Origin of the sequence: Rossellomorea marisflavi (assembly GCF_009806575.1) — a bacterium.
GTDB lineage: Bacteria > Bacillota > Bacilli > Bacillales > Bacillaceae_B > Rossellomorea > Rossellomorea marisflavi_A.
Window position 1 is genome coordinate 328,134 of sequence record NZ_CP047095.1, and the last position, 25,020, is coordinate 353,153.

Below are 25,020 nucleotides of genomic sequence, written 5' to 3' on the forward strand. Positions count from 1 at the left end.
AGATCGGACGAAGAAGCATAAAACATGGAACCTCTTCGCTCGTTGAGCGAAGAGGTTTTTTCTATACGTTCCTTTATCCAGGGCAGTTGGCAATGGGGGAGTCTCCCCGCTCGCTCACGGGTGGGGAGTCTTTTTACGACTGAATTCATAAATTGAAAGTTCTTATCTAAAAAAGTGACCGTTGCAACGGTCATTTTTCAGAGAATCAATGAACGTTGTATGCGTTACCATAAAAACAAGGAGGTAAGGAGATGAGTTCAAAAGTCAGTTATGAACAAGATCTATTACGCTATCTTTCAAAAAAGCAGGAGTATGTAACATCGAAGGATCTCCTTGAAGTACTGAATGTTTCACAGAAGACCGTTTATCGGTTGATTAATAAAATCAATGCGGAATGCGATGGGGAACCACTGATCGTGTCTGAGCGGGGAAGGGGCTACCGGCTGGATTACGAGAAGTTCATCGCGTATCAGAAGCACCTGGCGAACCCGAAGCAAGGACAGCTCACTCCGCAAGAGAGACGAAAACGGATCATGGGAGAGTTATTATTATCGTCGCCCACCCCGATCAATGTGTATCACTTGTTCAGTCATTACTATGTAGGCGAATCGGTTACATTCCATGATGAGCAGATGATGAGCGAAGAGCTGAAGAAGTATCATCTGGTCCTGGAGCGGAAGAGGCGGACATTGGCGATCCTGGGAGAAGAGGTCAATATCCGGAAGGCCCTTAAAGACACCATTGAGATCTTCAACACCATCGACCTGGATGATCTGAAGAGGAACCAGGAGCTTCAATTCAATCAGTATGACGTGTTATTCATATTGGATCAGCTGAGGAAGATTGAAGAGGACCTGGAGATCACGATCCCTTATCCCTATAACGTGAACATTTTCTCTCACTTGTATATCTTACTGAGCCGCTCACGCAAGGTTTCAACCCGGATGTTCTCCGGAACCATTTCAAAAGAAGAAATGGATACGATGATGAACGATTTATTGTATCCGGTTGCAAAAAAGACGATCGAGCACATCGAGAAGTACTTGCATACGCCTTTGCCGGACAGTGAAATCTACTTCCTCTATCAGTATCTGGTGTCATCCCGCATGCAGGGCTCGCTATCCATCACATCCACGTTTTCACCAGAGGTAATGGACGTGACGAATGCCTATATTGATCATATGAGCTGCATAGTGGGCATCGAGTTTGATCACAAGGCCATGTTCATCGATCTTGCCAATCATATCAAGCCCATGCTGAATCGCCTGGCGCATAAAATCCGGGTGCAGAACAATCTATTGAGTCAGATCGAGAGCACGTATGAAGATGTCTTCACCGGAGTGAAAAAAGTGTCCTGCATGGTGAGTGAAACGTTTAAGCTGCCGGTCATCAACGACGATGAGATCGGGTTCATCACCCTGTATTTTGCCAAGGCCCTTGAAACCGGTCAGCATCATCGACCGCTGAAAACCTTGATCATGTGCACGACGGGGATCGGGACATCCGAGCTGTTGAAGGCGAAGGTGGCGAAGAAGTTCCCTGAACTCGAGATCGTGGATGTGATCGCATCACGCAATATCCGGATGATTCAGGAGAACTATGCCGATGCCGATCTGATCTTGAGTACGGTTCAGATCACCGAAGAAGTGCCGATCCCGTCCTTACTGGTCAGCGCCATGTTTACAGCCGATGATCAGAAGCGACTGCAGGCGAAGATCGAGGTGATCCAGCGTGGCCACTAACTCACTCTATCAGGTTCATTTCCGTTCTGCGTTGGCATCACGAGAATCAGTCTACTCCTTTTGTGCCGATCACGCATCAAACGATTCGTCCACCCGGCATCATCTGCTCCAGGCATTCCATGACCGGGAGAAGGTGGGCAGTACCCAGATTGCAGAGCACGTCGTCATGCCCCATATCGAGAGCGACCAACTGGACCAGAGTCAGATTATTGTCATCCGTCCGGCTGAACAGATCCGATGGGAAGCGGGAATTGAAAAAATCCAGTTAGTGATCGTGCTTTTATTGAAACGAAATGAAAGCGCTGCGATAAAAAGAGAGCTCATCGGTTTCACACGCACTTTGGCAGATGAAGACCATATCAACGAACTTCTTGAGACGGAAGAAGAAGCAGCATTCATTAATAAAATCATACCGAATAGGGAGGAATCACAATGAAAATCGTAGGAGTAGCAGCATGCACAGTCGGAATTGCACACACATATATCGCACAGGAAAAGCTGGAGAACGCAGGGAAGAAAGCCGGTCATGAGATCCAAATCGAAACGCAGGGGACCATCGGGATCGAAAATGCCCTGACTCAAAATCAGGTCGATGAAGCGGACATCGTCATCTTGGCATCCGATGTAAAAATTGCCGGACGCGAGCGTTTTGAAGGGAAACGCATCATCCAGGTGACGACGGAAATCGCCGTGAAGTCACCGAATAAACTCATCCAAAAAGCGGCAGAGGTAGTCAGCCAACAGAAACAAACAGGGGGGCGAACATGATGGAAGTAAAAGACATTGTCGATTTGAATACGATTCACACAAACATCAGAGCCACGAATAAGGAAGAGGCCATTCAAGAACTGGCGGAAACGTTGCTGGCTAACGGATACATCACCGATATGGAAGATTTCCTAAAGGATATCTATGCAAGGGAAGCGATGGGGCAGACAGGCATCGGGAATTATATCGCAATCCCTCATGGGAAGAGTGACTCGGTCAAGAAGATCGGGGTGGCAATCGGAATCACCCAAGATGAAATTGAGTGGGAGACCCTCGATGGGAAAGGCGTCAAAGGAATCATTCTCTTCGCTGTCGGCAATGACAACGACGGGGCACAAAATCACCTGAAACTGTTATCGCTGTTTGCGAGGAAACTCGGGAATGACGAGGTCATTGAAAAGATGCTGCAGTCTGAAAATGCCGAGGACGTAAAAGAGGCGCTGTGCGGCTAGAGAGGCGATACATCTGAAGTTTTACTGATAGGTTGGCTGTTTTTTAGTTGCTGAGATTGAATGTCAAAATCGACGATTTGATCGTAGGAGGAAGAAAGATGAGTAAACTAAAACAATTAAATCTGAAGGGTCACCTGTTGACGGCGATTTCCTATCTGATTCCGATCGTGTGTGGAGCGGGCTTCCTGATTGCGATCGGTATGGGATTCGGGGGCACGGCACAGGGGTCCCTCGTACAAGGTGAATTCTCTATCTGGGACGCGCTTGCGACCATGGGTGGCGCAGGACTTGGCCTCCTTCCCGTCGTCATTGCCACGGGGATCTCGTATTCGATTGCCGGTAAGCCGGGGATCGCACCGGGTTTCATCATCGGATTGACGGCTAATGCCATCGGCGCAGGCTTTATCGGAGGAATTCTTGGAGGCTTCTTATCCGGATTTTTAGCAGTAGCACTGATCAAACATATCAATGTTCCAAAGTGGGCGAAAGGGCTCATGCCTACGTTGATCGTTCCGTTCTTCACATCCATCATCGGCGGACTGATCATGGTATATGTGATCGGAATACCGATTGCTGCGTTCACGTCGCTCCTCACCACCGCCCTTAACAGTCTCGGCACTTCTTCATTATTGGTATTCGGGGGTGTGGTTGGACTCTTGAGCGGTGTTGATTTCGGCGGACCGATCAATAAGACCGTCTTTGCCTTTGTACTTACGATGCAGGCAGAGGGGATTAACGGACCGATCACGGCGCTTCAACTGGTCAATACGGCTACGCCGATCGGATTTGGACTTTCCTTCTTCATTGCGAAATTGTTCGGCAAGAACATCTACACCCGTTCAGAAGTGGAAACGTTGAAATCGGCTGTGCCCATGGGTGTCATCAACATTGTCGAAGGTGTCATCCCGATCGTCATGAACGACATCGTCCGCTGTGTGACGGCTGTCGCCATCGGGGGTGCTGCCGGAGGAGCGGTCACCATGGTCCTCGGGGCCGATGCAACGGTACCGTTCGGCGGTGTACTGATGCTTCCGACCATGTCCCAGCCTTGGACAGGAGCGGTGGCCATTCTCGTCAACGTATTGGTAACGGGTGTTGCCTTGGCACTGCTTAAGAAAAATGTAAAAGAAGATGAACAGATCGAAGTGGAGGAAGAAGACATCGATCTCGACGATATTAAAATCATTTGATTCATAGAGAAGTGGAGGAAATATAAATGAAAAAAGTAGAATTTTCCCCATCGCTCATGACGATGGACCTGGATCAATTTAAAGAGCAGATCACATTCCTCAATGACCACGTGGGCTCGTATCACATCGACATCATGGACGGGCACTATGTTCCAAATATCACGTTATCACCGTGGTTCATCCAGGAGGTGCGCAAGATCAGCAATCTTCCATTGTCAGCGCATCTCATGGTGACCAATCCAAGTTTTTGGGTGCAGCAGCTGGTCGATCTGAAATGCGAGTGGATCTGCATGCACGCAGAAGTTCTCGATGGTCTTGCCTTCCGTCTGATTGACCAGATCCAGGATGCGGGACTGAAAGCAGGCGTCGTCCTGAATCCGGAGACGCCGATCGACACGATCTTCCCTTATATCGATCTTGTGGATAAGATCACCATCATGACCGTCGATCCCGGTTTCGCGGGTCAGCGTTTCATCGACAGCACCCTCGATAAGATCGTGGCATTAAGGGAGCTAAGGGAAGAAAAGGGTTATCGATATGTGATCGAAATGGACGGTTCTTCAAGCAGGAAGACCTTCAAGAAGATCGATGCGGCCGGTCCGGATATTTACATTGTCGGACGGAGCGGATTATTCGGACTGAGCGAAGATATCGAAACATCATGGAAAACGATGTGCCAGGATTATGAAGATATGACGCAGAAGGTCCTATCATAATGTGTGGGGGTTGGGATCATTCTCAACCCTTTCATTATGCGAAAAAGACATAAAGGAGCGAACGAATATGACACTTCAAACGAAGCAGACAATTGATACATTGACGATCAATACAATCAGGACATTAGCCATCGACGCCATCGAGCAGGCGAACTCCGGACATCCTGGAATCGCCATGGGGGCAGCCCCGATGGCTTACACGCTCTGGGCGAAGGAGATGGAAATGAATCCTGCCAATCCCGATTGGATCAACCGGGACCGTTTCATTTTATCGGCAGGACACGGATCGGCCCTTCTGTATAGCATGCTCCACCTATTCGGCTACGGGCTGACCATGGATGAGCTGAAGAACTTCCGTCAGTGGGGGAGCAAGACACCGGGTCATCCCGAATTCGGTCATACCGTGGGGGTGGAAGCGACCACCGGCCCACTTGGACAGGGAATCGCCATGGCCGTCGGGATGGCGATGGCAGAGAGGCATCTCGCCGACACGTATAATCGGGAAGACTACGACGTGATCAATCATTATACCTACAGCATATGCGGCGATGGGGACCTGATGGAGGGCGTATCGGCTGAAGCCGCTTCCCTGGCTGGTCACCTGAAGCTTGGCCGGCTCGTCGTCCTGTACGACTCCAATGACATCTCGCTGGACGGCGACCTGAATCTATCATTCTCCGAAAGTGTAGAAGATCGATTCAAGTCATATGGATGGCATGTGGTGCGGGTGGAAGATGGCAATGACGTAGACGCCATCCAGGCAGCCATCCAAGAGGCAAAGGCGGATACGGACCGTCCTACTTTAATCGAGGTGAAAACGACCATCGGCTTCGGATCCCCGAATAAAGCCGGATCCTCTGCGAGTCACGGGGCGCCCCTCGGGGAAGAAGAAGTGAAGCAAACGAAGGCAAATTATCAATGGGATGCAGACGCACCATTCTTTGTTCCGGAAGAAGTGGAGAAGCATTTCGCCGGGATGATGGAAGCAGGCAAAGCAAAAGAGGCCGCATGGAACGAGCGGTTTGAAGCGTACAAGGCAGCCTATCCCGAGCTTGCCTCTCAGTTGGAGCGTGCGGTGAAAGGCGAACTGCCTGACGATTGGAAGGCATCGCTCCCTCCTTTTGATGCCGGTTCGAAGATGGCTACCCGTTCCTCTTCAGGGGCCATCTTGAATGCAGCGGCGTCCTCCATTCCTGAGCTCATCGGGGGATCTGCCGACCTGGCCGGTTCGAATAAGACCCTAATCTCATCAGAGAAGAATTTCGCCCTGGACGGGTATGCGGCCCGGAACATCTGGTTCGGCGTACGGGAATTTGCCATGGGGGCAGCTCTGAACGGGATGGCCCTCCACGGAGGCGTGAAGGTCTTCGGGGCCACATTCTTCGTCTTCTCCGATTACCTGCGTCCGGCCATCCGCTTGGCCGCGCTCATGAAGCTGCCGGTGACGTACGTGTTCACGCATGACAGTATTGCTGTCGGTGAGGACGGTCCCACCCACCAGCCCGTCGAGCAACTGGCGGCCTTGCGCGCCATGCCGGGGATCTCGGTCATCAGACCGGCCGATGCGAAGGAAACCGCAGCGGCGTGGTGCCTGGCACTCGAAAGCCAGGATCACCCGACGGCACTCGTGCTGACCCGTCAGGATCTCCCGACTCTTGATCTTGATCAGGAACAAGTGGATGAAGGGGTGAGTAAGGGGGCCTATATCGTCTCGCCAGCTCAAGACGAAGCGGTAGGACTGCTGCTCGCAACCGGATCGGAAGTATCATTGGCCATCAAAGCACAGCATGCATTGGCAGACGAGGGCATCCACGTCTCCGTCGTCAGCATGCCGAGCTGGGATCTATTTGAGCGTCAGTCCGCAGCGTATAGGGAGAGCGTGCTACCAAGCCATCTGACAGCACGCCTTGGAATCGAGCTCGGCTCTTCCTTCGGCTGGCGGGAGTACACCGGTCAAAAGGGGAAGACGGTAACCGTTGATGGATTCGGTGCATCGGGCCCTGCGGAACGTCTGCTTGAGGAATATGGGTTTACGGTTGAGAATATTGTAGAGACATTCAAGGGACTTTAAAAATCGTATAGTAAGTGCAACCCACCTGGAACTCCAGGTGGGTTTTCATCTATTTAAACGTTTCATTAAACAAATATTGGGTATGATGTGAAACAGCTACTAGAATATGAGAAAATAACCCCAAACCCATTCAAGAAAGGACGATGCCCAATGACTGAACCAGTCTATATCCGAGAAGGCTTCGCAAATATGTTGAAAGGCAAGGAAGGGGTGGGAGGCAAGCTTTACCTCGATGAGAACATGCTCCATCACAAGCCCCACGCCATCAATATTCAAAAAGAAGAGACAGCGGTACTTTTAAAGGAAGTTGCATCGGTGGAGCGCGTGCGCAATAGACTGCTTGGCATCCCTTTGCTGAACAACGGTTTGAAGGTGACGCTGCAGAGCGGTCTTGAGGTACAGTATGTCGTGAACAAGGCAGGTCAGTGGGTAGAAGATGTGGAGCGGGCGGTTGCCGATGCGAAGAAGTCGGGCGTGGTATAACGCCCGGCTTTTTTCTGTTTACAAGAGTTTTGTTCTTTATGATAGAATAGAAAACAAGAAAAATATGGAATAACCCAAGGGGTGCCTATGGTTAAACACCTATCATCTAAACTATTCAATCTCCTACTCTCCCTTTTCGGCATCATCCTCCTGGGATCAATCCCGGCCCTGTTCAATCAGATGAACCTCTCTTTTTCAGGATACATACGGTCCATTAAAGAGGTGATCCTGGTGCTTGTCGGATTGAAGCCTGCAGTCTATGGAGGGATGGCTGGTCTGGAAAAGCCGATCTTCCCCAAGTTTTTATTCATATGGGGGAATCGGGCTTGATTTTGTTGCTTTCTCTTTTGGCAGCGCTCGCGGTGGCTTTGTTCATCGTGTTCGTTTATTTTTTGCTTCCTGGGTGGAGCAGGAAAGGGATTGCGTTCGGCCTTCGGGTGCTGGACGGGATTCCGGATATCCTGTTCATGATCGGGACGCAGCTTCTGGTGATCTACGTGTTCAAGGAGACGGGGCTTAACGTAGCAAATGTAGCGACGGTCCAGGGGGAGCGGGCGGTCCTGTTGCCGGTGGTCAGCCTGGCAATCCCCACGATGCTTATGTTCCTGAAACTGCTGATCCTTCGATTCGGTCAGGAGATAGAAAAGGATTATGTGGTACTGGCAAGGGCGAAGGGAATCTCTCCTCCTGCGATCCTGAACCACCATGTGCTCAGGAATGTGGTGGTAAGCACAGTGTATTACATAAGGCATCATCTTTGGTTCATCCTTTCAAACTTGTATCTGGTGGAAGTGCTGTTCAACGTTCCGGGCATTTCCTGGTTCATCAAGGATTATCCCACGACGGAGGTTTTCACAGTGGCACTGCTACTGATTTACGTGCCCATCTATCTTTTATTTCACCTATTTGAATGGGCGGTTCCGGGAGAATGGAGGCGTGGAGGATGATGTGGAAGAGGTGGAGAAGGGACGGAGGTGCCATCCTGTCGGGGCTATTCCTCTTGTTGCTTGTTTTCGCGAGTCTCGGCAATACCTTTTGGAACGATGGAGACGTAAGCCAAACCGTCTTGCTGAAGGGGGAGGACGGAACCATTTCGGCTCCTCCATTCCCTCCGTCGAAGGAGTTTTTATTAGGGACGGATGAGAAGGGGTATGACCTTCTCGGACGGGCCATAGAGGGAGCCAAGTGGAGCATCGGGATCACGATATTGATTGCATTCTTGAGGACATTCTTCGCCTTTTGGATCGGCATGGTCATGACGTATGTTCCGAGGTGGCTTTATGCGAAGCTTGAGGCGTTATTCGATAGTTTTTCCATCCTGCCCCTCACGATGGTGGCATTTGTGATTTTGGAATCCGTTCTCTTGATATCGAGTGGTACGACCCCTGTCCCTTTTTATGTGCGGGCCGGTTTTGAGGTGCTGATCCTGGTCATCCTCGTCCTGCCGCCCCTCTCCTTTTATATGGCGAAAGAGACGAAACGGATCAAGGAGAGGGAGTTCATGGACGCGGTCAGGGTACTGGGGGGATCGGAGGGGCATCAGATGTGGCGTCATATCATACCGCATCTCCTGCCTATATCAGGGGTGATGTTCATCCAGCAGTTCGTCCAGACGCTGATCATCTTCCTTCATCTGGGGGTGCTTGGCCTCTTCTTTGGAGGTACCATGGTATTCATGGGTCCGAATGGTCCCGAGATTGAATCGATCAGCCAGGAGTGGTCGGGGTTGATTGGAGCGAACTTCCGGTATATCGTGTCCCATCCGTGGATTCCGCTTGTGCCCATAGGATTTTACACGGCGACGATCATTGCCGCTCAAACCCTGCTGAAACGGATCAATAGCAAGACGGGAACGCGGTCTTCGCTATAGAATAGAAACGAAACGGAAAGGAATGGACATCATGGACATCAAAATGAAATGCGCCAAAGCAGCACTGAAATACATAGGAAACGGCACAGTGATCGGACTGGGCGGGGGCAGCACCATCGCTCACCTCATCCGCTTCATCCAAGAAGAACAGCTCGATATCAAGGTGGTCACGCCTTCATGGGAAACGAAGCGGAAATGCGAGGGAGTGGGCTTGGCGGTCATTCCGCTGTCGGAAGCTTCTGCAGTGGATGTAGCCTTCGATGGATGCGATCAGGTGGACGCTCATCTCCATGCCCTGAAGAGCGGCGGAGGCATCCATACCGATGAAAAATTGGTGGCAAGTATGGCCAACGAGTACATCCTTCTTGTTGACGAATCAAAAGTGGTGAAGGAACTGACGTATGAGCATCCCGTCGTCCTTGAGGTGATCCCGCAGGCACTGGGTTTTGTGATGCACCAGCTCTCGGATGCAGAGAAGGTCGAGATCCGCATGAGCAGCGATAAAGATGGTCCCGTCATGACAGATCGCGGGAATCTGCTTTTGGATGTGTACGTGAAGGGAAGTCAGGATAGTGTAAGACTGGAAGAACGGTTGAAAGGACTGGCCGGAGTGCTCGATGTCTCCCTGTTCACATCCGTCGTGACAAAGGCAGTGGTGGCGAGTGAGTCCGGTATTCGCGAAATGACAAAGCATGGAGTCTGAAGGGGCTGGGAAACTTATGGGATCAATGGGTTCTGCAGGCATAGCGGCAGTCCTCCCCGCAAAAGCCCACATCATTCTTCATTCATAGTGACAACAACCCATGTTTCTTTCATACACTATCCTGAGGTGAAGAATATGCCAAGAGTAAAGTATAAGGATTCAGATGTGGCCCTCATGGCGAGGATGATGCGGGCGGAAGCCGAAGGGGAAGGGAAGCAGGGCATGCTGTACGTGGGGAATGTCATCGTGAACCGGGCTGTGGCAGAGTGTCTTGATTTCAAGGATGTACGGACGATTCAACAAGTCATTTTCCAGGTGCAGGGCAATAACTATTCGTTCGAGGCCGTACAGAAGGGGAATCTGTTTTACAACCGGGCAAGATCGGTGGAAAAACGGCTCGCGAAGCAGAATCTTGATTACTGGCGGCAGCATCCCGGGAAGTATGCCCTCTGGTATTTCAACCCGTATGCCCCATGTCCCCCGACGTGGTATGATCAGCCTTTGGCCGGACAGTATAAGAACCATTGTTACTATGAACCGAAAGCCAATACGTGCGCCAGCGTGTATCGAGGATGACAAATAGAGGACTTCCTGAACGGCAGGAGGTTCTTTTTTTTGTATAAATCATCTGCCGATTCGCCTAAACTGAAGAGGAAGACCTATCCTTATTAATACATAGCAAAAGTATGTTAAACTTTAGGAAGTAAATTTTTTAGAATGAGGTATTTCAGCATGAATAAAGTGAAAAAGAAGAACCGCAGCAAGTTGTTTTTACTGATCAGGGGGCTGATGGTGGTCCTCGGCGGATTCATCGCGGCCTATGGACTTGAGACCGTTTTGATTCCGAATAACGTGTCCGATGGGGGCGTTACGGGGATCAGCATCGTCCTTTCCCAGCTCGGCAATATGCCGCTTGGGATTCTGATCGCGATCATCAACATCCCGTTTGTCTGGTTGGGCTATAAGCAGATCGGGAAGAGTTTTGCCATTTTCTCCATTATCGGGATTGCATCGCTTGCGATTGGGACAAGCCTCATGCACCACATTCCGGCAATCATCGACGGGGACACACTGCTCGTCACGGTCGTCGGGGGGATCATCCTCGGTTTCGGGATGGGGCTTGCGCTCCGTAACGGTGGAGCCCTGGATGGGATCGACATGCTTGCCGTCCTCCTGTCGCGCAAGCTGCCGTTCGGTACGAGTGATTTCATCCTGTTCTTGAATCTATTCGTCTTCATCTTCGTCTCAACCGTCTTCGGTCTGCAGGGAGCGATCCTGTCGGCGATTGCCTACTTCATCGCATCAAAAGTGATCCATATCGTCGAAGAGGGGCTCAGCGGCTCCAAGACGTTCAAGATCATTTCGTCGGAACCGAAGCTCATGGTCGAAACCATCCGTGACCGGCTCGGGCGAAGTGCTACGTATAAGGAAGCGTACGGTGGCTACTCTCATGAAAAATTCATGGAAATCACCTGCGTGATCAACCGTCTGGAAGAAAGTAAACTGAAGGAGATCATCTCCGATATCGATCCTTCTGCGTTCGTGACCATCTATGATGTCGCGGAAGTGAAGGGCGGTAACTTCAGGAAGAACGATATCCATTGATCCAAAGGCCCCTCCCGGTTTTGTCCTGGGAGGGGCCTTTTCGTATTCTTCGACTGTTACGGGGGAAAGGGGTATACTGATAGGAAAAAGAAAGGGGTTTCCACATATGACAAAACCGAATTGGGGTATCCTTGGTCCTGGAGGCATTGCATCGAGCTTCGCCAAAGCGATCCGGGAAGTGAACGGGAACATCGCCGGCGTATGGGCGAGAAAAGTGGAAAAGGCGAAAGCATTTGCAGAGGAGCAAGGCGTTGAGAACGTGTATGAAAACGTGGAGAGCATGCTTGCGGATGACGGCATCGACATCGTGTACGTCGCCACACCGCACAGTGTTCACTATACATATATCATGAACGCCCTGAAGCACGGGAAGCATGTGCTCTGTGAAAAAGCGATCACCATGAATGGCAGGCAGCTGAAGGAGATCACAGACCTTGCCGCTGAGAAAGGACTGGTGGTGGCGGAGGCCATGACGATCTATCATATGCCGCTGTACAAAAAGCTGCGTGAAATCGTCGATGCCGGGAAGATCGGCAAAGTGAATATGGTCAACGTCACATTCGGCAGCTGCAAAGAAAATGACCCGACCAACCGCTTCTTCAATCCGGATCTTGCCGGGGGAGGCATGCTCGATATCGGCACCTATGCCCTCTCCTTCACCCGTTTCTTCTTATCCAGTCAGCCGACAGAGGTGCTGACGACGGTGAAGAAGCATGAGACCGGTGTAGATGAGCAGTCGGGTATCGTGTTGAAGAATGAAGACGATGAGATGGCTGTCGTGAGCCTGGCCATGCGGGCTAAAATGCCGAAGCGCGGCATTGTCGCAGGTGATCTTGGATATATCACCGTGGACGAATTCCCGAGAGCGGATCGTGCGACCATCACCTATACAAAGGATGGGTCAGTCGAGACGATTGAAGCGGGAGTGGAAGGCAAGGCGCTTCAGTATGAAGTCGAAGCGATGAATGAACTCGTCGTGACCAAAGGTGAGAACTGGACGCTGCCATTGTCTGAACAGGTCATGGAGCTGATGGATGAGGCCCGCAGGCAGTGGGGGCTCACCTACGACTTTGAGTGAGCGCTCAGCGCGGTATCGTCATCAGGACACCTGAGCCAACGGATCGTGCGGCCCTTCACGGGTTCTTCCGTCTGCTCATCGAGGACACCTATCGAAAAGAAGGCATCAATCACCTGGTGGACGATCTGGAAGAGGAGATCCGATACAAGAAGTCCCTCCTCCAAAGGCAGGGGAAGGAGCGTTTTTTCCTACTCGTGGAAAGGGACACCCAGATCATCGGTACCATTGAATACGGACCGGCAAGTGAGCTGATCATGGAATTGACCAACGGTGCCTATAGGGGTATCCCTGAAGTCGGGACGGTGTTCGTGCACCCGGACCATCAAGGAAGGGGTGTCGGTTCCCTGGTGGTGAATGCCATGCTTCTGATTCTTCTTGGAAGGGGTTTTGAGACATTTTGTCTCGATAGTGGGTATGCGCGTGCGCAGGCAGTATGGAAGAAACGGTTCGGTGACCCCGATCATCGATTTACCGATTACTGGGGTGAAGGCATGGATCATTTGATCTGGAAGCGGTCCGTTCGAGATCAAATAGTATTTTAAGAGACTGAGAGAACTCTCATGGTTTGAGTTTAGTATTATAGACATTCAGGCATAATATCAATGAGAAGGATGAAATAAGGACGGTCCGGCTTCCACAATGGAAACCGGACCGTCTTTTTTAATCCGCGGCAAAAACAATGCCGGCGGATTTTCGTGCTTGTTCTACGATATCCAGGACCGTGCAGCTGTAATCAAGGAGTTTGTAGCAGCGATCAAAGTCTTCATTCTCGTAGATGTCACGGAACGTCTTCAACTCGTAATAGAGTTTATTCGGGTTCGTCTGGTCGTTCAGGACCACTTCTTCATCATCCGTCTTGACGGTTATGGCCTCGCAGCTCGTTCCGTTCTCCACCTCGATATAGCCTTTCTCACCCTGGATGAGGCAGAAGTTCGGACTTTCTGTATCCTTGGCCCCGACGGCTTCTCCGATAAAGCCGGGGTACTTCATCAGGACGACGCCTGACGTGTCGATGCCATTTGCATGGGTGTTGGCCATATAGTGGACGGCATCGGGTTTCCCGAACAGGTTCATGATGAAGTGGATATTGTAGACATTGATGTCCACAAGGGCACCACCCGAGAATGCCGGATTGAAGATATTCGGTGTTTCACCTGCCAGGAATCGATCGTACCGGCTTGAATATTGGCTGTAATTCGCTTGAATGAACCGGATCGGTCCGATCTTCCCGATATTCTGGCGAATCAATTCGTAGTTCGGCAGGTGGATGGTGGTGATGGCTTCAAAGAGCATGAGACGTTTTTCTTTTGCCAGTGCCCTCAGTTTTTCGAGCTCCCTGGCCGTCGATGTGAACGGCTTTTCGCAGATGACGTGTTTTCCTTTATGTAAGGCCTTCCTCACATGCTCGAAATGGAGGCTGTTAGGGGAAGCCACGTAAATGAAGTCTGCGTCGGCTTCTTCGAGCATACGATCAAGATCTGTATAAATGGATGGGCCGCCGAATTTTTCTGCAAGGGGGCGTGCACTCGATTCTGCGCGGGAATACATGGCGGTGCATAGGGCACCCTCCACGTCATCGACGGCAGAGAGGAACCTTTCGACGATGAATCCTGTTCCGATTGTAGCAATCTTCATATCGCTCACCTCATCTTTCTTATTTGTCCTCCCCATTATAATGGACTCCTCTTGGGATGTCATACGATCAAGGCCTCCAGAAGAAATATTCCAACGTGGCAGGAGCCGGGAGAAATTCGTCGAAATCTGTCTATAAAGAACGGGAGGATGATGACGATATGAGTGGTAACAAGTGGAATGCAACGCATTATGATGACAAAATCGGGTTTGTTTCCCTATATGGAAAGGGCCTGATCGATATACTTGAACCGAAGGAAGGCGAGGAGATCCTTGACCTCGGGTGCGGAACCGGTGATTTGACGCAAGAGATTGAGACATCCGGGTCCGTCGTAAGGGGAATCGACTATTCGGAGGACATGATCCTGCGCGCTAGGGAGAAGTATCCGTCCATCTCCTTTGAAGTGGGGGATGCCGCAAACTTCCATACTCCACAACCGGTTGATGCCGTATTCTCCAATGCCGCCCTTCACTGGGTACGGGATGCAGATGGGGTGGCGTCTTCTGTTGCACGTGCTTTACGTCCCGGAGGGCGATTCGTCGCTGAATTCGGAGGGAGCCGAAACGTCGGGGCGATCATTGCAGGGGTGGAAGAGGAGCTGAAGTTTCGTGGAATCGATGCCACATCGCGGAACCCCTGGTACTTCCCGACCGTCGGTGAATACAGCTCACTCCTCGAGCGTCATGGTTTCAGGGTATCGTTCATTCATCACTATGAGAGGCCGACCCCATTGCCTGATGGAGAGAAAGGTCTCGATCACTGGCTCGACGGCTTTGCAGATGATTTCTTTCCAGAGTTTGATGGGGAGGAAAAGGAAAGGGTGTATAAAGGGGTCAAGGAGAGGGTGCGGGCTGCCCTTTTCAAGAACGGGGAATGGGTGGCCGATTATTGGCGGATCCGTGTTGTCGCCGTGAAAGAGTGATCGGCCGGGGTGGTGAGTGAGGCTCACCGCCCTTTCCTGATGGCGAAATTTATTGATTCATCGTCGGTAATTTCAAGCTATACAGGAAAGGACCATCCCCGTATAATAGAGTGACTATAGTCCTAAATTTCCAGTAAAGGAAAAAGTGACTAAAACGAGGTGCACTGTGGAATTTGTTGTACATATCACAACTAACTATGATTTATTTCTTGTCTTTTTGTCCTATATCATCGCGTTGATCGCGGCGTTTGCTTCTATAGAATTATCGAATCGTGTAAGGCAGACAAAGGGAAGGGCGAAGCTAATCTGGCTTATGACGGCCGGTGGCGTCCTCGGGCTCGGGATCTGGTCCATGCACTTCATCGGGATGCTCGCCTTCCATCTGTCGAGTACGATGTATTACGATGTCAGTCTTGTCTTCCTGTCCATTGTCGCTTCTGTCGCAGGATGTTCAGCTGGGTTCTGGACGGTGTCATCCGCTGCCCCGAAGAAAAGGCATCTGGTCTATGGGGCTGTCCTCATGGGGACGGGGATCGCATCCATGCACTATATCGGCATGGCGGCCATCCGTCCGATGATGATCAGTTATGATTCACTGTTGGTGACCCTCTCACTGGTGATTGCGTATTCGTCAGCGTTTGCCGCCCTGTGGCTCGGGTTCTATTCATCATTTGCCAAGGAAGGAATGGGCTTCAGAGTAAAGCTTGCCTTCTCCTTGTTCATGGGCGTCGCCATCACGGGTCTTCACTACACGGGTATGACGGCTGCACACTTCCATCAGCATGAGGGGCATGAAGGGGTAGGCACGGTGGACGTGACCTTCCTGACGTGGGGAGTCTTCATCAGTACCCTTTTGATTTTTATCTTCACTTTCTCCTCCATCGCCATCGACCGCTTTGTCAGGAAGAAATCCATTCTTCAGACGATGATGTTCGATTCGGCGGAGGACGGGATCGCCATCTCTGATAAGTCAGGCAGGATCTATCATGCCAATGCGGCGCTTCTTTCCATGTTTCCTGAGGCAAACGGTCAGACCGTTCCCGATGTGTTCGTGGAAGGAACGATGGAGGATAATCGCCTCACCCTCCCGGTAAACACCAAACAAGGTGAGCGTATCCTGGAGGTGTCGAAGCACCGCATCCGGGGCGAAGGACTTGAGCACTCCATCTGGTTCACGAGGGATATCACGGAGAAGCGCAAGTCAGAAGATATCATCCAGTTCATGGCCTATCATGATCCCCTGACAGAACTCCCGAACCGCTACAAGCTTGAGAAGCTCCTCGATGAGTGGATAGCGGATGGTGAAGGCGTGTGCTGCATCTTCATCGATCTTGACCGTTTGAAGTTCACCAACGATACCCTCGGCCATCAGGCTGGCGATGTGCTGTTGAAAGAGGTGACGAAAAGGCTTAAGGACGCACTTCCGGAGGATTGTGTCCTCACTCGACAGGGTGGCGATGAGTTCGTAGTCGTTTCGACCTGTGCCGATAGGGGTAGAGTGAAGAACCTGGCCAACGAGTGTGTCCGTGCCATGAACGAGCCGTTCTCGATCAATGGATCCAATGTGCGGGTGACCATCAGCGCAGGAATCGCCCATTATCCCGAAGATGCGCGTAACGGGTCGGAGCTTCTGAGCTATGCGGATCTTGCCATGTACGAGTCCAAGAAGAACGGAAAGAACTGTGTCACGGAATTCAATGAAGAAATCAGACAAAAGCTTGAAAGGACGATGGTCCTCGAACAGGGATTCGAGCATGCATTCGAGCAGGAAGAATTCTACGTCCTCTATCAGCCCAAAGTGAATGTGAAGTCCGGCAGTCTTGAAGGGGTGGAGGCGCTCATGCGCTGGACCCATCCAAGTGTCGGTCCCGTCTCCCCTGTGGAGTTCATCCCGATCATGGAAGAAAAGGGGATGATCCATTCCGTTGGCAGATGGGTGCTGAAGGAAGCGTGCAAGCAGTGGGTGAAATGGATAGCGGAAGGGAAGGAGCCCATCGTGATGGGCGTCAACATTTCCCCGCTCCAGTTCTCGAGGGAGGACTTCATTCCGTCCGTTCAGGAAGTACTCGATGAAACGGGGATGGATCCCAACTATCTGGAGCTTGAGCTGACCGAATCCTCTGCCATGAAATGCGAAGCGGATGTCATCGTCATCCTTGATCGACTCAGGGGAATGGGGATCAAGATCTCCCTGGACGATTTCGGGACAGGCTATTCATCGTTCCGGTATCTGAAGGCACTACCCGTAGAGATTCTGAAGATTGACCGTTCCTTCCTGGAAGACTTTGAAGGGAACGAAGAACAGGAAGCCATCGTCCGGTCCATGATCACCCTCGGCCACAACCTGAATATGAAGGTACTGGTGGAGGGTGTGGAGGATGCCTATCAGATGGACTGGCTCAAGCGGGAAGGCTGCGACTTGATCCAGGGGTTTTATTTAAGCAGACCGGATACGGCCGAGGCGATTTCCGCGCGCTGGATGAACATGGCGGCCGTATCAAACTAAAGGGGAAATGAAAGATGACCATACAGATGGATCGAATATCAAATGACTTGATCGTACAATCAATGAAAGAAAATATGGCCCTGATCCAATTCGGGATCGACCGGAGAGTCACATATGTCAATGACCTGTTTGCCGGAAGCGTCGGGTATCGCACGGATGATATGGTGGGGATGCACCATAAGGAGCTCTGCTTCCCGTCATTCGCCAACAGCGGCGGATATGAAACCTTTTGGAAGAGGCTCCTGTCGGGGCGCAGCTTCCAGGACAAGATTGAACGGAAGGATGCCATGGGCAATGCAATCTGGCTCGAGGCGACCTATATGCCTATCTTTGATGAGGACTCCCGCAGGGTCATCGGCATCTTGAAGGTGGCGACCAACATCACCGACCGCCAAATGGCGATTACTTCCTTGACGGATGATTTGAAGGGTCTGGCAGAAGACCTTCACGATCAGGCGAAAGGGGGCATCGACCGCGGAAATGAGCTCATGGGGATCATTGACCGGATGACCAGGGTATCGGAAGAAAATGCCGAAACTCTCCAAGGGCTCCAGAAGCAGGCCGATGATATCAAAGGCATTGTCCAGACCGTGAGGGAAATCGCCGCCCAGACGAATCTTCTTGCCCTGAACGCCGCCATCGAAGCTGCAAGGGCAGGCGAGCATGGCAGGGGCTTCGACGTCGTGGCGAAAGAAGTGCGGAAACTATCGGAGCGGGTGGAGAAATCCATCGTCGAAATCCGTGATAACATCGAAGGCATAACCGTCGAAGTGAAGAAGATCACCTCGGGTACCGATACCGCCCAGCATGATATCAAGGAAAGCCAGATGATGATCAAACACACTGTCCATGATTTCTCCGGCCTGACGACGGCCTCCACCAAGCTAGAAGAGCATGCAAAGAGATTCCAGGACATCATATAAGTTCCATAGCCATCCTCGGGGATGGTTTTTTTGTGGGCACCTGGAAATGAGAGAGTTCCTACGTTTATCCCAGTCTCGAATAGGTAATAAGTAATGTACAAATCAAACAGCGAGCAGGTGAGCGCATGGATTATCAGAAGCTGCCCTTACGAGAGCTGGTGGAGCGGATCATAGCGGGGTATCAACGGGCGGTGCAGGAATTCGAGAGAAGATGGGAGATTCCGTGGGATCAGTTGGGCAGCGTCCCGATCCACCTCAAAAATCCTCGGAAGTGATGCCTCCTCTGTGGTAAAGTAGACAGATAAAAACACAGAGGAAGAGGGAATATCATGACCGTCAAACGCTATTACGAAGATGCGTACCGCAGCACATTCACCACTACGATCAACGAACTAGCTCAGGATGAAAAAGGACGCTGGTACGCCATCCTTGAAGAAACGTGCTTCTATCCGACAGGCGGAGGTCAGCCTCACGATACGGGGATGCTCGGGGGACGCAGGGTCCTGGAAGTGGAAAATGTGAACGGAGAGATCCGTCACTACGTGGATGGGCAACTTGAGGAAGGCGTCAGCATCAACGGGAATATCGACTGGGAAAGACGCTTCGATCATATGCAGCAGCACGCGGGGCAGCATATCCTGTCTGCCAGTTTCATAGAATCTTTCGGCTATGAAACCATCAGTTTTCATCTAGGTCAGGAGACGCTCACTATCGATCTCGAGATCCCCGATTTGACCAGGGAACAGGCAAATCGTGCGGAAATCCTCGCCAATCAGGTGATCAGGGAAGCAAGACCCATTGAGACAAAGTGGGTAACAGAAGGCGAGCTGGGAGATTATCCACTCAGGAAGCAACCCGACGTGGATGGACCGATCCGTCTCGTCATCATCCCGGACTTCGATTATAACGGATGCGGCGGGACCCACCCTTCATCCACAAGCGAAGTGGGAGGGATCAAGATTCTCGATTGGGAAAAGCACAAATCCCACATCCGCCTCCGTTTCATCTGTGGAGACAGGATCCGTACCCATCTCCAAGTGAAGCACGATCTCCTGAAAGACCTGACCGGAATCATCCAGGCGCCGGAAGATGGCATGAAAGATGCCGTGCTTCGGATGATCGACAGGCAAAAGGATATCGAGAAAGAACTTGAGGGTGTGAAAGCCGAGTACCTGAAGCTTGAGGCAGACGTACTGGTCAATGACATACAGGAGGTAGCGGGACATCGCCTGCTCTCCCGGGTGTATGACGAGCGTCCGGTCAAGGAGCTGCAGGGCCTCGCCCAACAGATCACAGCCCGGAATGATGATGTGGTCGTCCTGTTTGCTGTGAAGAACGGATCTAAACTCCAGCTTGTCGGAGCAAGAGGAAAGGCATCGACCGCCGGACTAAGGGAATCGGTCCGACCGGTATTCGGCCTGATCAACGGAAAAGGCGGAGGGAAGGATGCATTCGTTCAAGGCGGTGGTGAAGCGATCATCAGCAAGGAAGAGCTTATGGAAGAGTGGATCCGACAGCTATAAAGCGAGCCTGCAGGTGTGTCCTGCAGGCTTTTTGTTATAAATGGTCCCAACGGCCTACAAGAAAGTTTAACGTCACTATTTCACTGGAAGTATTCTGACAAATTCCTGTTTGTGGAGGGGGACAATCTTGGTCTAGTTCTATTGAATCTGATCTAAGGACCTATTTTGGGGTAGAGGGTAGACGGATTGGTAGTTCTATACTTACAGACAAAATTCGACAAGCTTCTGCGAGGAATTGACGGAGGTGCATCTTGATGGTAAGGATAATAAAGGGAAAAATGGTTATATGCTGACGGATATAAGTACCTTCATCCCCTTTATTTTTTCTTTTCAATTGTAAGATGATTGAAGAAATAGAAAAACGGGTAAATGGAAATCTGTTGAGATAATGACAGGATATGGATATTTACATGGATGAAGTTCCGACAGTGCGATTGATGGAATGGGTTCATTATTTCCGAAGTCCTAAGCATTTTCCACATCAAAAACCCAATATAGAAAGGAAACAAACGATGCAAACTGCAGCAGACCCACAACAACCAATGCAAGAAACAAAACCAGTGAATCCATGGCTCACCATCTGGGTGAAGCCAAGAACGACCATCCGCTATATTCTTAATCATAAGTTTCTCGGTTTCGCCTTTTTACTCTCTATCCTGGCTGGAATCGGCAATACGCTCGATCAAGCATCGTCTAGAGATGTCCTTGATAATATGGATCTTGGTTTACCTTTATTCCTTCTTGGGGCGGTGATTTTCGGAGCCATCACTGGTATTATTGGCTGGTTCCTGACCTCCCTGGTTGCGTGGGGGGTAGGAAAGATTTTCAAAGGGACGGCCACCTACAAGGAAATGCTCCTGGCGACAGCATGGGCGAACATTCCGATAATCATCGCGCTTGTTCTTTGGGTGCCGGACCTGATGGTCATGGGCGAAGGCGCATTTCAATCTGATTATGTGGTCGGTTCTTTCATAGGAGCGGTATACATCTTTTTCTCGGTATTCGTTCAAATTGTCCTTGCGGGCTGGTACTTCTTTATCTTAATTAAAGCTGTTTCTGAAGCTCACCGGTTCTCATCATGGCTTGGCCTCTGCACGCTCTTGATTCCGGGTGCCTTGCTGACTATTTTATTTATTCCAATTCTCTTGTTGGCTATGTTTTAAGAGATTTATCAACACCCCGACTCCTGCTGCAGGAGAGGGGTGTTTTTAGATTGAAAATACCTAGGAAAGTTAGCCTTCTTAGCCTTGGTTACCCTTTCTTGGGGAAATACAGCGGGTGGGTGGAGGCTTTGTCATCATCGCCTTGGTACCCTATCAGAAGGGTTTCATCCAGCTTCAGAAAGGGAAATATGAGGAAAATGAGTTTTTCTATTCGGCTTTTGTCGAGTTTTTGGTTAAAATAGAAAGGATGGCAACAACTCAAAGGAGAGAAATTTCATGACGATGCAGTATGCAGATGACAGTTTGGCTTTACATACAGACTTGTATCAAATCAATATGACGAAAGCTTATTGGGACGATAATTTTCATAATCGAAAGGCTGTTTTTGAAGTATTCTTTCGAAAGCTGCCTTTTGGCAATGGATATGCGGTCTTCGCGGGACTTGAGAGAATCATTGAGTTCGTGAAGAAATTCCGGTTTTCGGACAGCGATATCGACTATTTGAGGGAGCTTGGTTATGAAGAGGAGTTCCTTCAGTACTTGAAGGAGATGCGATTCACCGGGACGATCCGCTCCATGGAGGAAGGGGAGCTTTCCTTTGGAAACGTGCCGCTCCTTCGCGTGGAGGCACCGCTTGGTCAGGCGCAGCTTTTGGAAACCGCGCTTCTTAATATCGTGAACTATCAGACCTTGATCGCCACGAAGGCAAACCGGATCAAGCAGGTGGTACAGGATGAGGTGGTCATGGAGTTCGGTACACGTCGTGCCCATGAACTCGATGCCGCCATCTGGGGGACACGTGCCGCCTACATCGGTGGATTCGATGCGACGAGCAATGTGCGGGCCGGGAAGATCTTCGGCATGCCGGTATCGGGTACACACGCCCATGCCATGGTACAGGCTTACCGCGATGAGTATACGGCTTTCCACAAATATGCAGAGAGTCATAAGGACTGCGTATTCCTTGTGGATACGTACGATACCCTCCGTTCCGGTGTTCCGACGGCCATCAAGGTGGCAAAGGAGCTCGGTGACAAGATTAACTTCAAAGGGATTCGCCTCGACAGCGGAGACATGGCGTACCAGTCCAAGAAGGCACGCAAGATGCTCGATGATGCCGGATTCCCGGACACGAAGATCATTGCGTCGAACGATCTTGATGAGTATACCATCATGAACTTGAAGGCTCAGGGTGCTCTGATTGACGTATGGGGGATCGGGACAAAGCTCATCACGGCTTATGATCAGCCTGCCCTTGGTGCAGTCTACAAGCTCGTGTCCATCGAAGGGGAAGACGGCCACATGCAGGATACGATCAAGATCTCCAGCAATGCGGAGAAGGTATCGACGCCTGGTAAGAAACGCGTGTACCGCATCATCAACTCGATCAATCACAAGTCTGAAGGGGAGTACATCGCCCTTGAGCATGAGAAGCCTCAGGAAGAAGAACGCCTGAAGATGTTCCACCCAGTGCATACGTACATCAGCAAGTTCGTCACGAACTTCGAGGCGCGGGAGCTGCATGTGGATGTATTCAAGGATGGGGAGCTGGTTTATGAAACACCATCCCTCGACAGGATCCGTACCTTTGTGAACGAAAATCTTGAACTGCTGTGGGATGAATATAAGCGGGCCATGAATCCGGAAGGGTATCCGGTCGATCTCAGCGATGAATGCTGGTCGAACAAGATGGAACTCATCCATGAAGTCAAAGCGTCGGTCAAAGAAAAATCAGTTGATATCAAGTAAGTTTCGTTGTTTGCGGGCATCATAAAAAGGTATACTTGTGATGTAATAAAACCTAACATGGAGTGTGAATGATGGATTCTCTTCAAAAACAAATCGTAGAAGAAATGATGGTTTCTCCCGAGATTGATCCCAAGGAAGAAATTCGCCGTAGTGTCGATTTCATGAAATCGTATCTTAAGAAGAACTCGTTCCTCAAGAGCCTCGTTCTTGGCATTTCGGGAGGTCAGGATTCCACCCTCCTCGGGAAGCTCGCTTCGATTGCCATCACGGAACTGAACGAAGAAGCCGGTTCGAAGGAATATGCGTTCTATGCCATCCGCCTGCCATATGGTGAGCAAGGCGACGCCCAGGATGCCATTGATGCCGTGAAGTTCATCGACCCGACGGATCCGTTGACCGTCAATATTAAAGCGGCCGTGGACGCGAGTGTCCAGACCCTGAAGGAAAGCGGCATCGAGATGTCGGATTTCGTGAAAGGGAATGAAAAGGCCCGTGAGCGTATGAAGGTTCAATTCGCTGTCGCTGCCGTGAAGAAAGGTGTTGTCCTCGGGACAGATCATTCTGCCGAAGCTGTGACCGGATTCTATACGAAGTTCGGGGACGGGGCAGCAGATCTCGTGCCGCTATTCCGCCTGAATAAACGTCAGGGGCGCAAGCTTCTTGAAGAGCTCGGATGTCCGGAACACCTCTACACGAAGAAGCCGACCGCGGATCTCGAGGAAGATCGCCCGGCTCTTGCTGATGAAGAAGCGCTTGGTGTCACCTATGAACAGCTGGATGACTATCTTGAAGGGAAAGAAGTTCCGGCTGACGCAAAGAAGGTTATTGAGTCTCACTACTTGAAGACCCAACACAAACGCCATCTGCCGATCACTGTATTCGATGATTTTTGGAAATAAGAAAAAAGCCGGTCCAGACGAATCTGGATCGGCTTTTTTATGGTAACAGCAGGATTTTCCCTGTGCTTTTGCGGCTTTCAAGGTATTCATGGGCTTTCCTGCCTTCACTCAAGTGGAAGGTCGTCGGTTCGGACAGGGTGATGGAGCCGTCTGAGATCCATTGGAATAGTTCAGCGGAACGCTCCACCCTTTCTTCGTGTGAGGTGAGGACATTCCACAGGTCACCGCCCGTCAATGTTTTGGACGTATCCATGAGCATCCGGGGATCGACCGGCTCCGGGTCGCCGCCTGCCATGCCGAAGAATACGACTGTCCCCCCTGTGCGTGTGGCCTGGAAGCTGTCGTTCAGTGTGGACCCGACGGATTCATAGACTACATCGACACCTGCAGGATAGACCTCCTTGACCTTTTCCGTCCAATCCTCATCGTAGAGGAAGACGTGATCAGCGCCGATTGATTTGGCCACTTCTGCCTTATCTTTGGTTGATGTCAGGCCGATCACATTTCCGCCAAGGGACTTGATGATCTGCACGAGCAATTGTCCGACACCACCTGAGGCTGCGTGAACCAGGGCATGATCACCGCTTTTGATGGGGTAGCTGTCCTTGGTCAAATAGTGTGCGGTCAGACCCTGTAGAAGGAGGGAAGCGGCCGTTTCAAAAGATATAGATTCTGGAACGGGGATGACCTTATCATGTGGAACGGCTACAAGTTCGGCGTTTGCATAGGGAACGTCGGCAAAAGCGATCCGATCCCCGACGGCCACTCCCTTTACGTCCTCCCCGATCTTCTCGACGATGCCTGCCCCTTCATAGCCCAGGATGTAAGGGGGATTCCCTGATAGATGATAGTTTCCCTTTCTCCGGTACACATCCGCGAAGTTGAGGCCGACAGCCTTCATCCTCACGAGTACCTCATTGCTTGATAGAATAGGTGCCGGAATATCTTGATACGACAGGACTTCCGGACCTCCGAATCGTTCGAATACAAGTGCTTTCATAGGAATGACCTCATTTTTTAAGGA

General features: G+C 50.9%; 26 protein-coding genes and 1 pseudogene. 25 read left to right on the plus strand and 2 right to left on the minus strand.

The features are described 5' to 3' along the window. The first annotated feature begins 251 nt into the window (after nt 1–251). From D5E69_RS01825 to D5E69_RS01900, 16 genes are all read left to right on the plus strand, one after another. The gene (locus tag D5E69_RS01825; RefSeq protein ID WP_063191351.1) at nt 252–1,742 is read left to right on the plus strand and encodes a BglG family transcription antiterminator; all 1,491 of its coding nucleotides are present in this window, start codon (nt 252–254) and stop codon (nt 1,740–1,742) included. Beyond that, nucleotides 1,732–2,178, plus strand: a complete 447-nt coding sequence (locus D5E69_RS01830) for a PTS sugar transporter subunit IIA (RefSeq protein WP_063191350.1) — start codon at nt 1,732–1,734, stop codon at nt 2,176–2,178. The genes D5E69_RS01825 and D5E69_RS01830 overlap by 11 nt, the downstream gene beginning before the upstream one ends. After that, a complete protein-coding gene (locus D5E69_RS01835; protein WP_063191349.1) occupies nt 2,175–2,510 on the plus strand; it encodes a PTS fructose transporter subunit IIB in 336 nt (111 codons plus the stop codon). Before D5E69_RS01830 ends, D5E69_RS01835 begins: the two co-directional genes overlap by 4 nt. Continuing rightward, nucleotides 2,507–2,962, plus strand: coding sequence for a fructose PTS transporter subunit IIA (locus D5E69_RS01840; protein WP_231593228.1), 456 nt, complete (start codon nt 2,507–2,509; stop codon nt 2,960–2,962). Before D5E69_RS01835 ends, D5E69_RS01840 begins: the two co-directional genes overlap by 4 nt. A gap of 98 nt (nt 2,963–3,060) precedes the next feature. Beyond that, nucleotides 3,061–4,152 carry a PTS fructose transporter subunit IIC gene (locus tag D5E69_RS01845; protein ID WP_048013532.1) on the plus strand — a complete coding sequence of 364 codons (1,092 nt, stop codon included), beginning with the start codon at nt 3,061–3,063 and terminating at the stop codon, nt 4,150–4,152. A gap of 26 nt (nt 4,153–4,178) precedes the next feature. After that, nucleotides 4,179–4,868, plus strand: coding sequence for a D-allulose 6-phosphate 3-epimerase (gene alsE, locus D5E69_RS01850; RefSeq protein WP_048007676.1), 690 nt, complete (start codon nt 4,179–4,181; stop codon nt 4,866–4,868). Nucleotides 4,869–4,935: 67 nt separating this feature from the next. Next, the gene (tkt, locus tag D5E69_RS01855) at nt 4,936–6,939 is read left to right on the plus strand and encodes a transketolase (RefSeq protein ID WP_159129127.1); all 2,004 of its coding nucleotides are present in this window, start codon (nt 4,936–4,938) and stop codon (nt 6,937–6,939) included. A 150-nt stretch (nt 6,940–7,089) separates the two neighbouring features. Next, nucleotides 7,090–7,422, plus strand: a complete 333-nt coding sequence (locus tag D5E69_RS01860; RefSeq protein ID WP_048013530.1) for a hypothetical protein — start codon at nt 7,090–7,092, stop codon at nt 7,420–7,422. A gap of 87 nt (nt 7,423–7,509) precedes the next feature. After that, complete coding sequence (locus tag D5E69_RS01865) at nt 7,510–7,752, plus strand: hypothetical protein (RefSeq protein WP_159129128.1); 243 nt, start codon at nt 7,510–7,512, stop codon at nt 7,750–7,752. Nucleotides 7,753–7,769: 17 nt separating this feature from the next. Continuing rightward, a complete protein-coding gene (locus D5E69_RS01870) occupies nt 7,770–8,369 on the plus strand; it encodes an ABC transporter permease subunit (RefSeq protein ID WP_159129129.1) in 600 nt (199 codons plus the stop codon). Further along, complete coding sequence (locus D5E69_RS01875) at nt 8,366–9,292, plus strand: ABC transporter permease (protein WP_053073048.1); 927 nt, start codon at nt 8,366–8,368, stop codon at nt 9,290–9,292. Before D5E69_RS01870 ends, D5E69_RS01875 begins: the two co-directional genes overlap by 4 nt. Before the next feature lie 31 nt (nt 9,293–9,323). Further along, entirely contained in the window at nt 9,324–9,995 is a 672-nt protein-coding gene (rpiA, locus tag D5E69_RS01880; RefSeq protein ID WP_200843175.1) for a ribose 5-phosphate isomerase A, read from the plus strand. 135 nt (nt 9,996–10,130) lie between these two features. Next, the gene (locus D5E69_RS01885) at nt 10,131–10,571 is read left to right on the plus strand and encodes a cell wall hydrolase (RefSeq protein ID WP_048007667.1); all 441 of its coding nucleotides are present in this window, start codon (nt 10,131–10,133) and stop codon (nt 10,569–10,571) included. 156 nt (nt 10,572–10,727) lie between these two features. Beyond that, nucleotides 10,728–11,600 (plus strand): YitT family protein, encoded by an 873-nt coding sequence (locus D5E69_RS01890; protein WP_048007666.1) that lies wholly within the window; start codon nt 10,728–10,730, stop codon nt 11,598–11,600. Between the two features lie 106 nt (nt 11,601–11,706). Then, on the plus strand, nt 11,707–12,678 hold the full coding sequence (locus D5E69_RS01895; RefSeq protein ID WP_048007665.1) for a Gfo/Idh/MocA family protein: 972 nt from the start codon (nt 11,707–11,709) through the stop codon (nt 12,676–12,678). Further along, on the plus strand, nt 12,675–13,220 hold the full coding sequence (locus tag D5E69_RS01900) for a GNAT family N-acetyltransferase (RefSeq protein WP_231578942.1): 546 nt from the start codon (nt 12,675–12,677) through the stop codon (nt 13,218–13,220). The genes D5E69_RS01895 and D5E69_RS01900 overlap by 4 nt, the downstream gene beginning before the upstream one ends. A gap of 118 nt (nt 13,221–13,338) precedes the next feature. Here D5E69_RS01900 and D5E69_RS01905 read toward each other — a convergent pair whose 3' ends face one another. Beyond that, nucleotides 13,339–14,313, minus strand: a complete 975-nt coding sequence (locus D5E69_RS01905) for a Gfo/Idh/MocA family protein (RefSeq protein ID WP_048007698.1) — start codon at nt 14,311–14,313, stop codon at nt 13,339–13,341. A 158-nt stretch (nt 14,314–14,471) separates the two neighbouring features. On the opposite strand from D5E69_RS01905, the gene D5E69_RS01910 reads away from it, so the two are divergent. From D5E69_RS01910 to nadE, 9 genes and pseudogenes are all read left to right on the plus strand, one after another. Continuing rightward, entirely contained in the window at nt 14,472–15,233 is a 762-nt protein-coding gene (locus D5E69_RS01910) for a methyltransferase domain-containing protein (protein WP_048013542.1), read from the plus strand. A gap of 166 nt (nt 15,234–15,399) precedes the next feature. Further along, a complete protein-coding gene (locus tag D5E69_RS01915; protein ID WP_048007664.1) occupies nt 15,400–17,739 on the plus strand; it encodes a bifunctional diguanylate cyclase/phosphodiesterase in 2,340 nt (779 codons plus the stop codon). A gap of 74 nt (nt 17,740–17,813) precedes the next feature. Beyond that, nucleotides 17,814–18,128 (plus strand): annotated as a pseudogene (locus tag D5E69_RS24010) (PAS domain-containing protein); the annotation flags it as partial. 117 nt (nt 18,129–18,245) lie between these two features. After that, entirely contained in the window at nt 18,246–18,662 is a 417-nt protein-coding gene (locus D5E69_RS24015; RefSeq protein WP_392398068.1) for a methyl-accepting chemotaxis protein, read from the plus strand. A 125-nt stretch (nt 18,663–18,787) separates the two neighbouring features. Continuing rightward, nucleotides 18,788–18,937 carry a hypothetical protein gene (locus tag D5E69_RS01925; RefSeq protein ID WP_159129132.1) on the plus strand — a complete coding sequence of 50 codons (150 nt, stop codon included), beginning with the start codon at nt 18,788–18,790 and terminating at the stop codon, nt 18,935–18,937. Nucleotides 18,938–18,991: 54 nt separating this feature from the next. Further along, entirely contained in the window at nt 18,992–20,185 is a 1,194-nt protein-coding gene (locus tag D5E69_RS01930) for an alanyl-tRNA editing protein (RefSeq protein WP_159129133.1), read from the plus strand. Nucleotides 20,186–20,583: 398 nt separating this feature from the next. Next, a complete protein-coding gene (locus D5E69_RS01935; protein WP_213085572.1) occupies nt 20,584–21,348 on the plus strand; it encodes a Yip1 family protein in 765 nt (254 codons plus the stop codon). 276 nt (nt 21,349–21,624) lie between these two features. After that, nucleotides 21,625–23,097 carry a nicotinate phosphoribosyltransferase gene (locus D5E69_RS01940; protein WP_048013523.1) on the plus strand — a complete coding sequence of 491 codons (1,473 nt, stop codon included), beginning with the start codon at nt 21,625–21,627 and terminating at the stop codon, nt 23,095–23,097. A gap of 71 nt (nt 23,098–23,168) precedes the next feature. Then, entirely contained in the window at nt 23,169–23,996 is an 828-nt protein-coding gene (gene nadE, locus D5E69_RS01945; RefSeq protein ID WP_048016156.1) for an NAD(+) synthase, read from the plus strand. Nucleotides 23,997–24,033: 37 nt separating this feature from the next. Here the strand turns inward: nadE and D5E69_RS01950 are convergent, their stop codons facing one another. Beyond that, entirely contained in the window at nt 24,034–24,996 is a 963-nt protein-coding gene (locus D5E69_RS01950; protein ID WP_159129135.1) for a quinone oxidoreductase family protein, read from the minus strand. Nucleotides 24,997–25,020 lie beyond the last annotated feature (24 nt).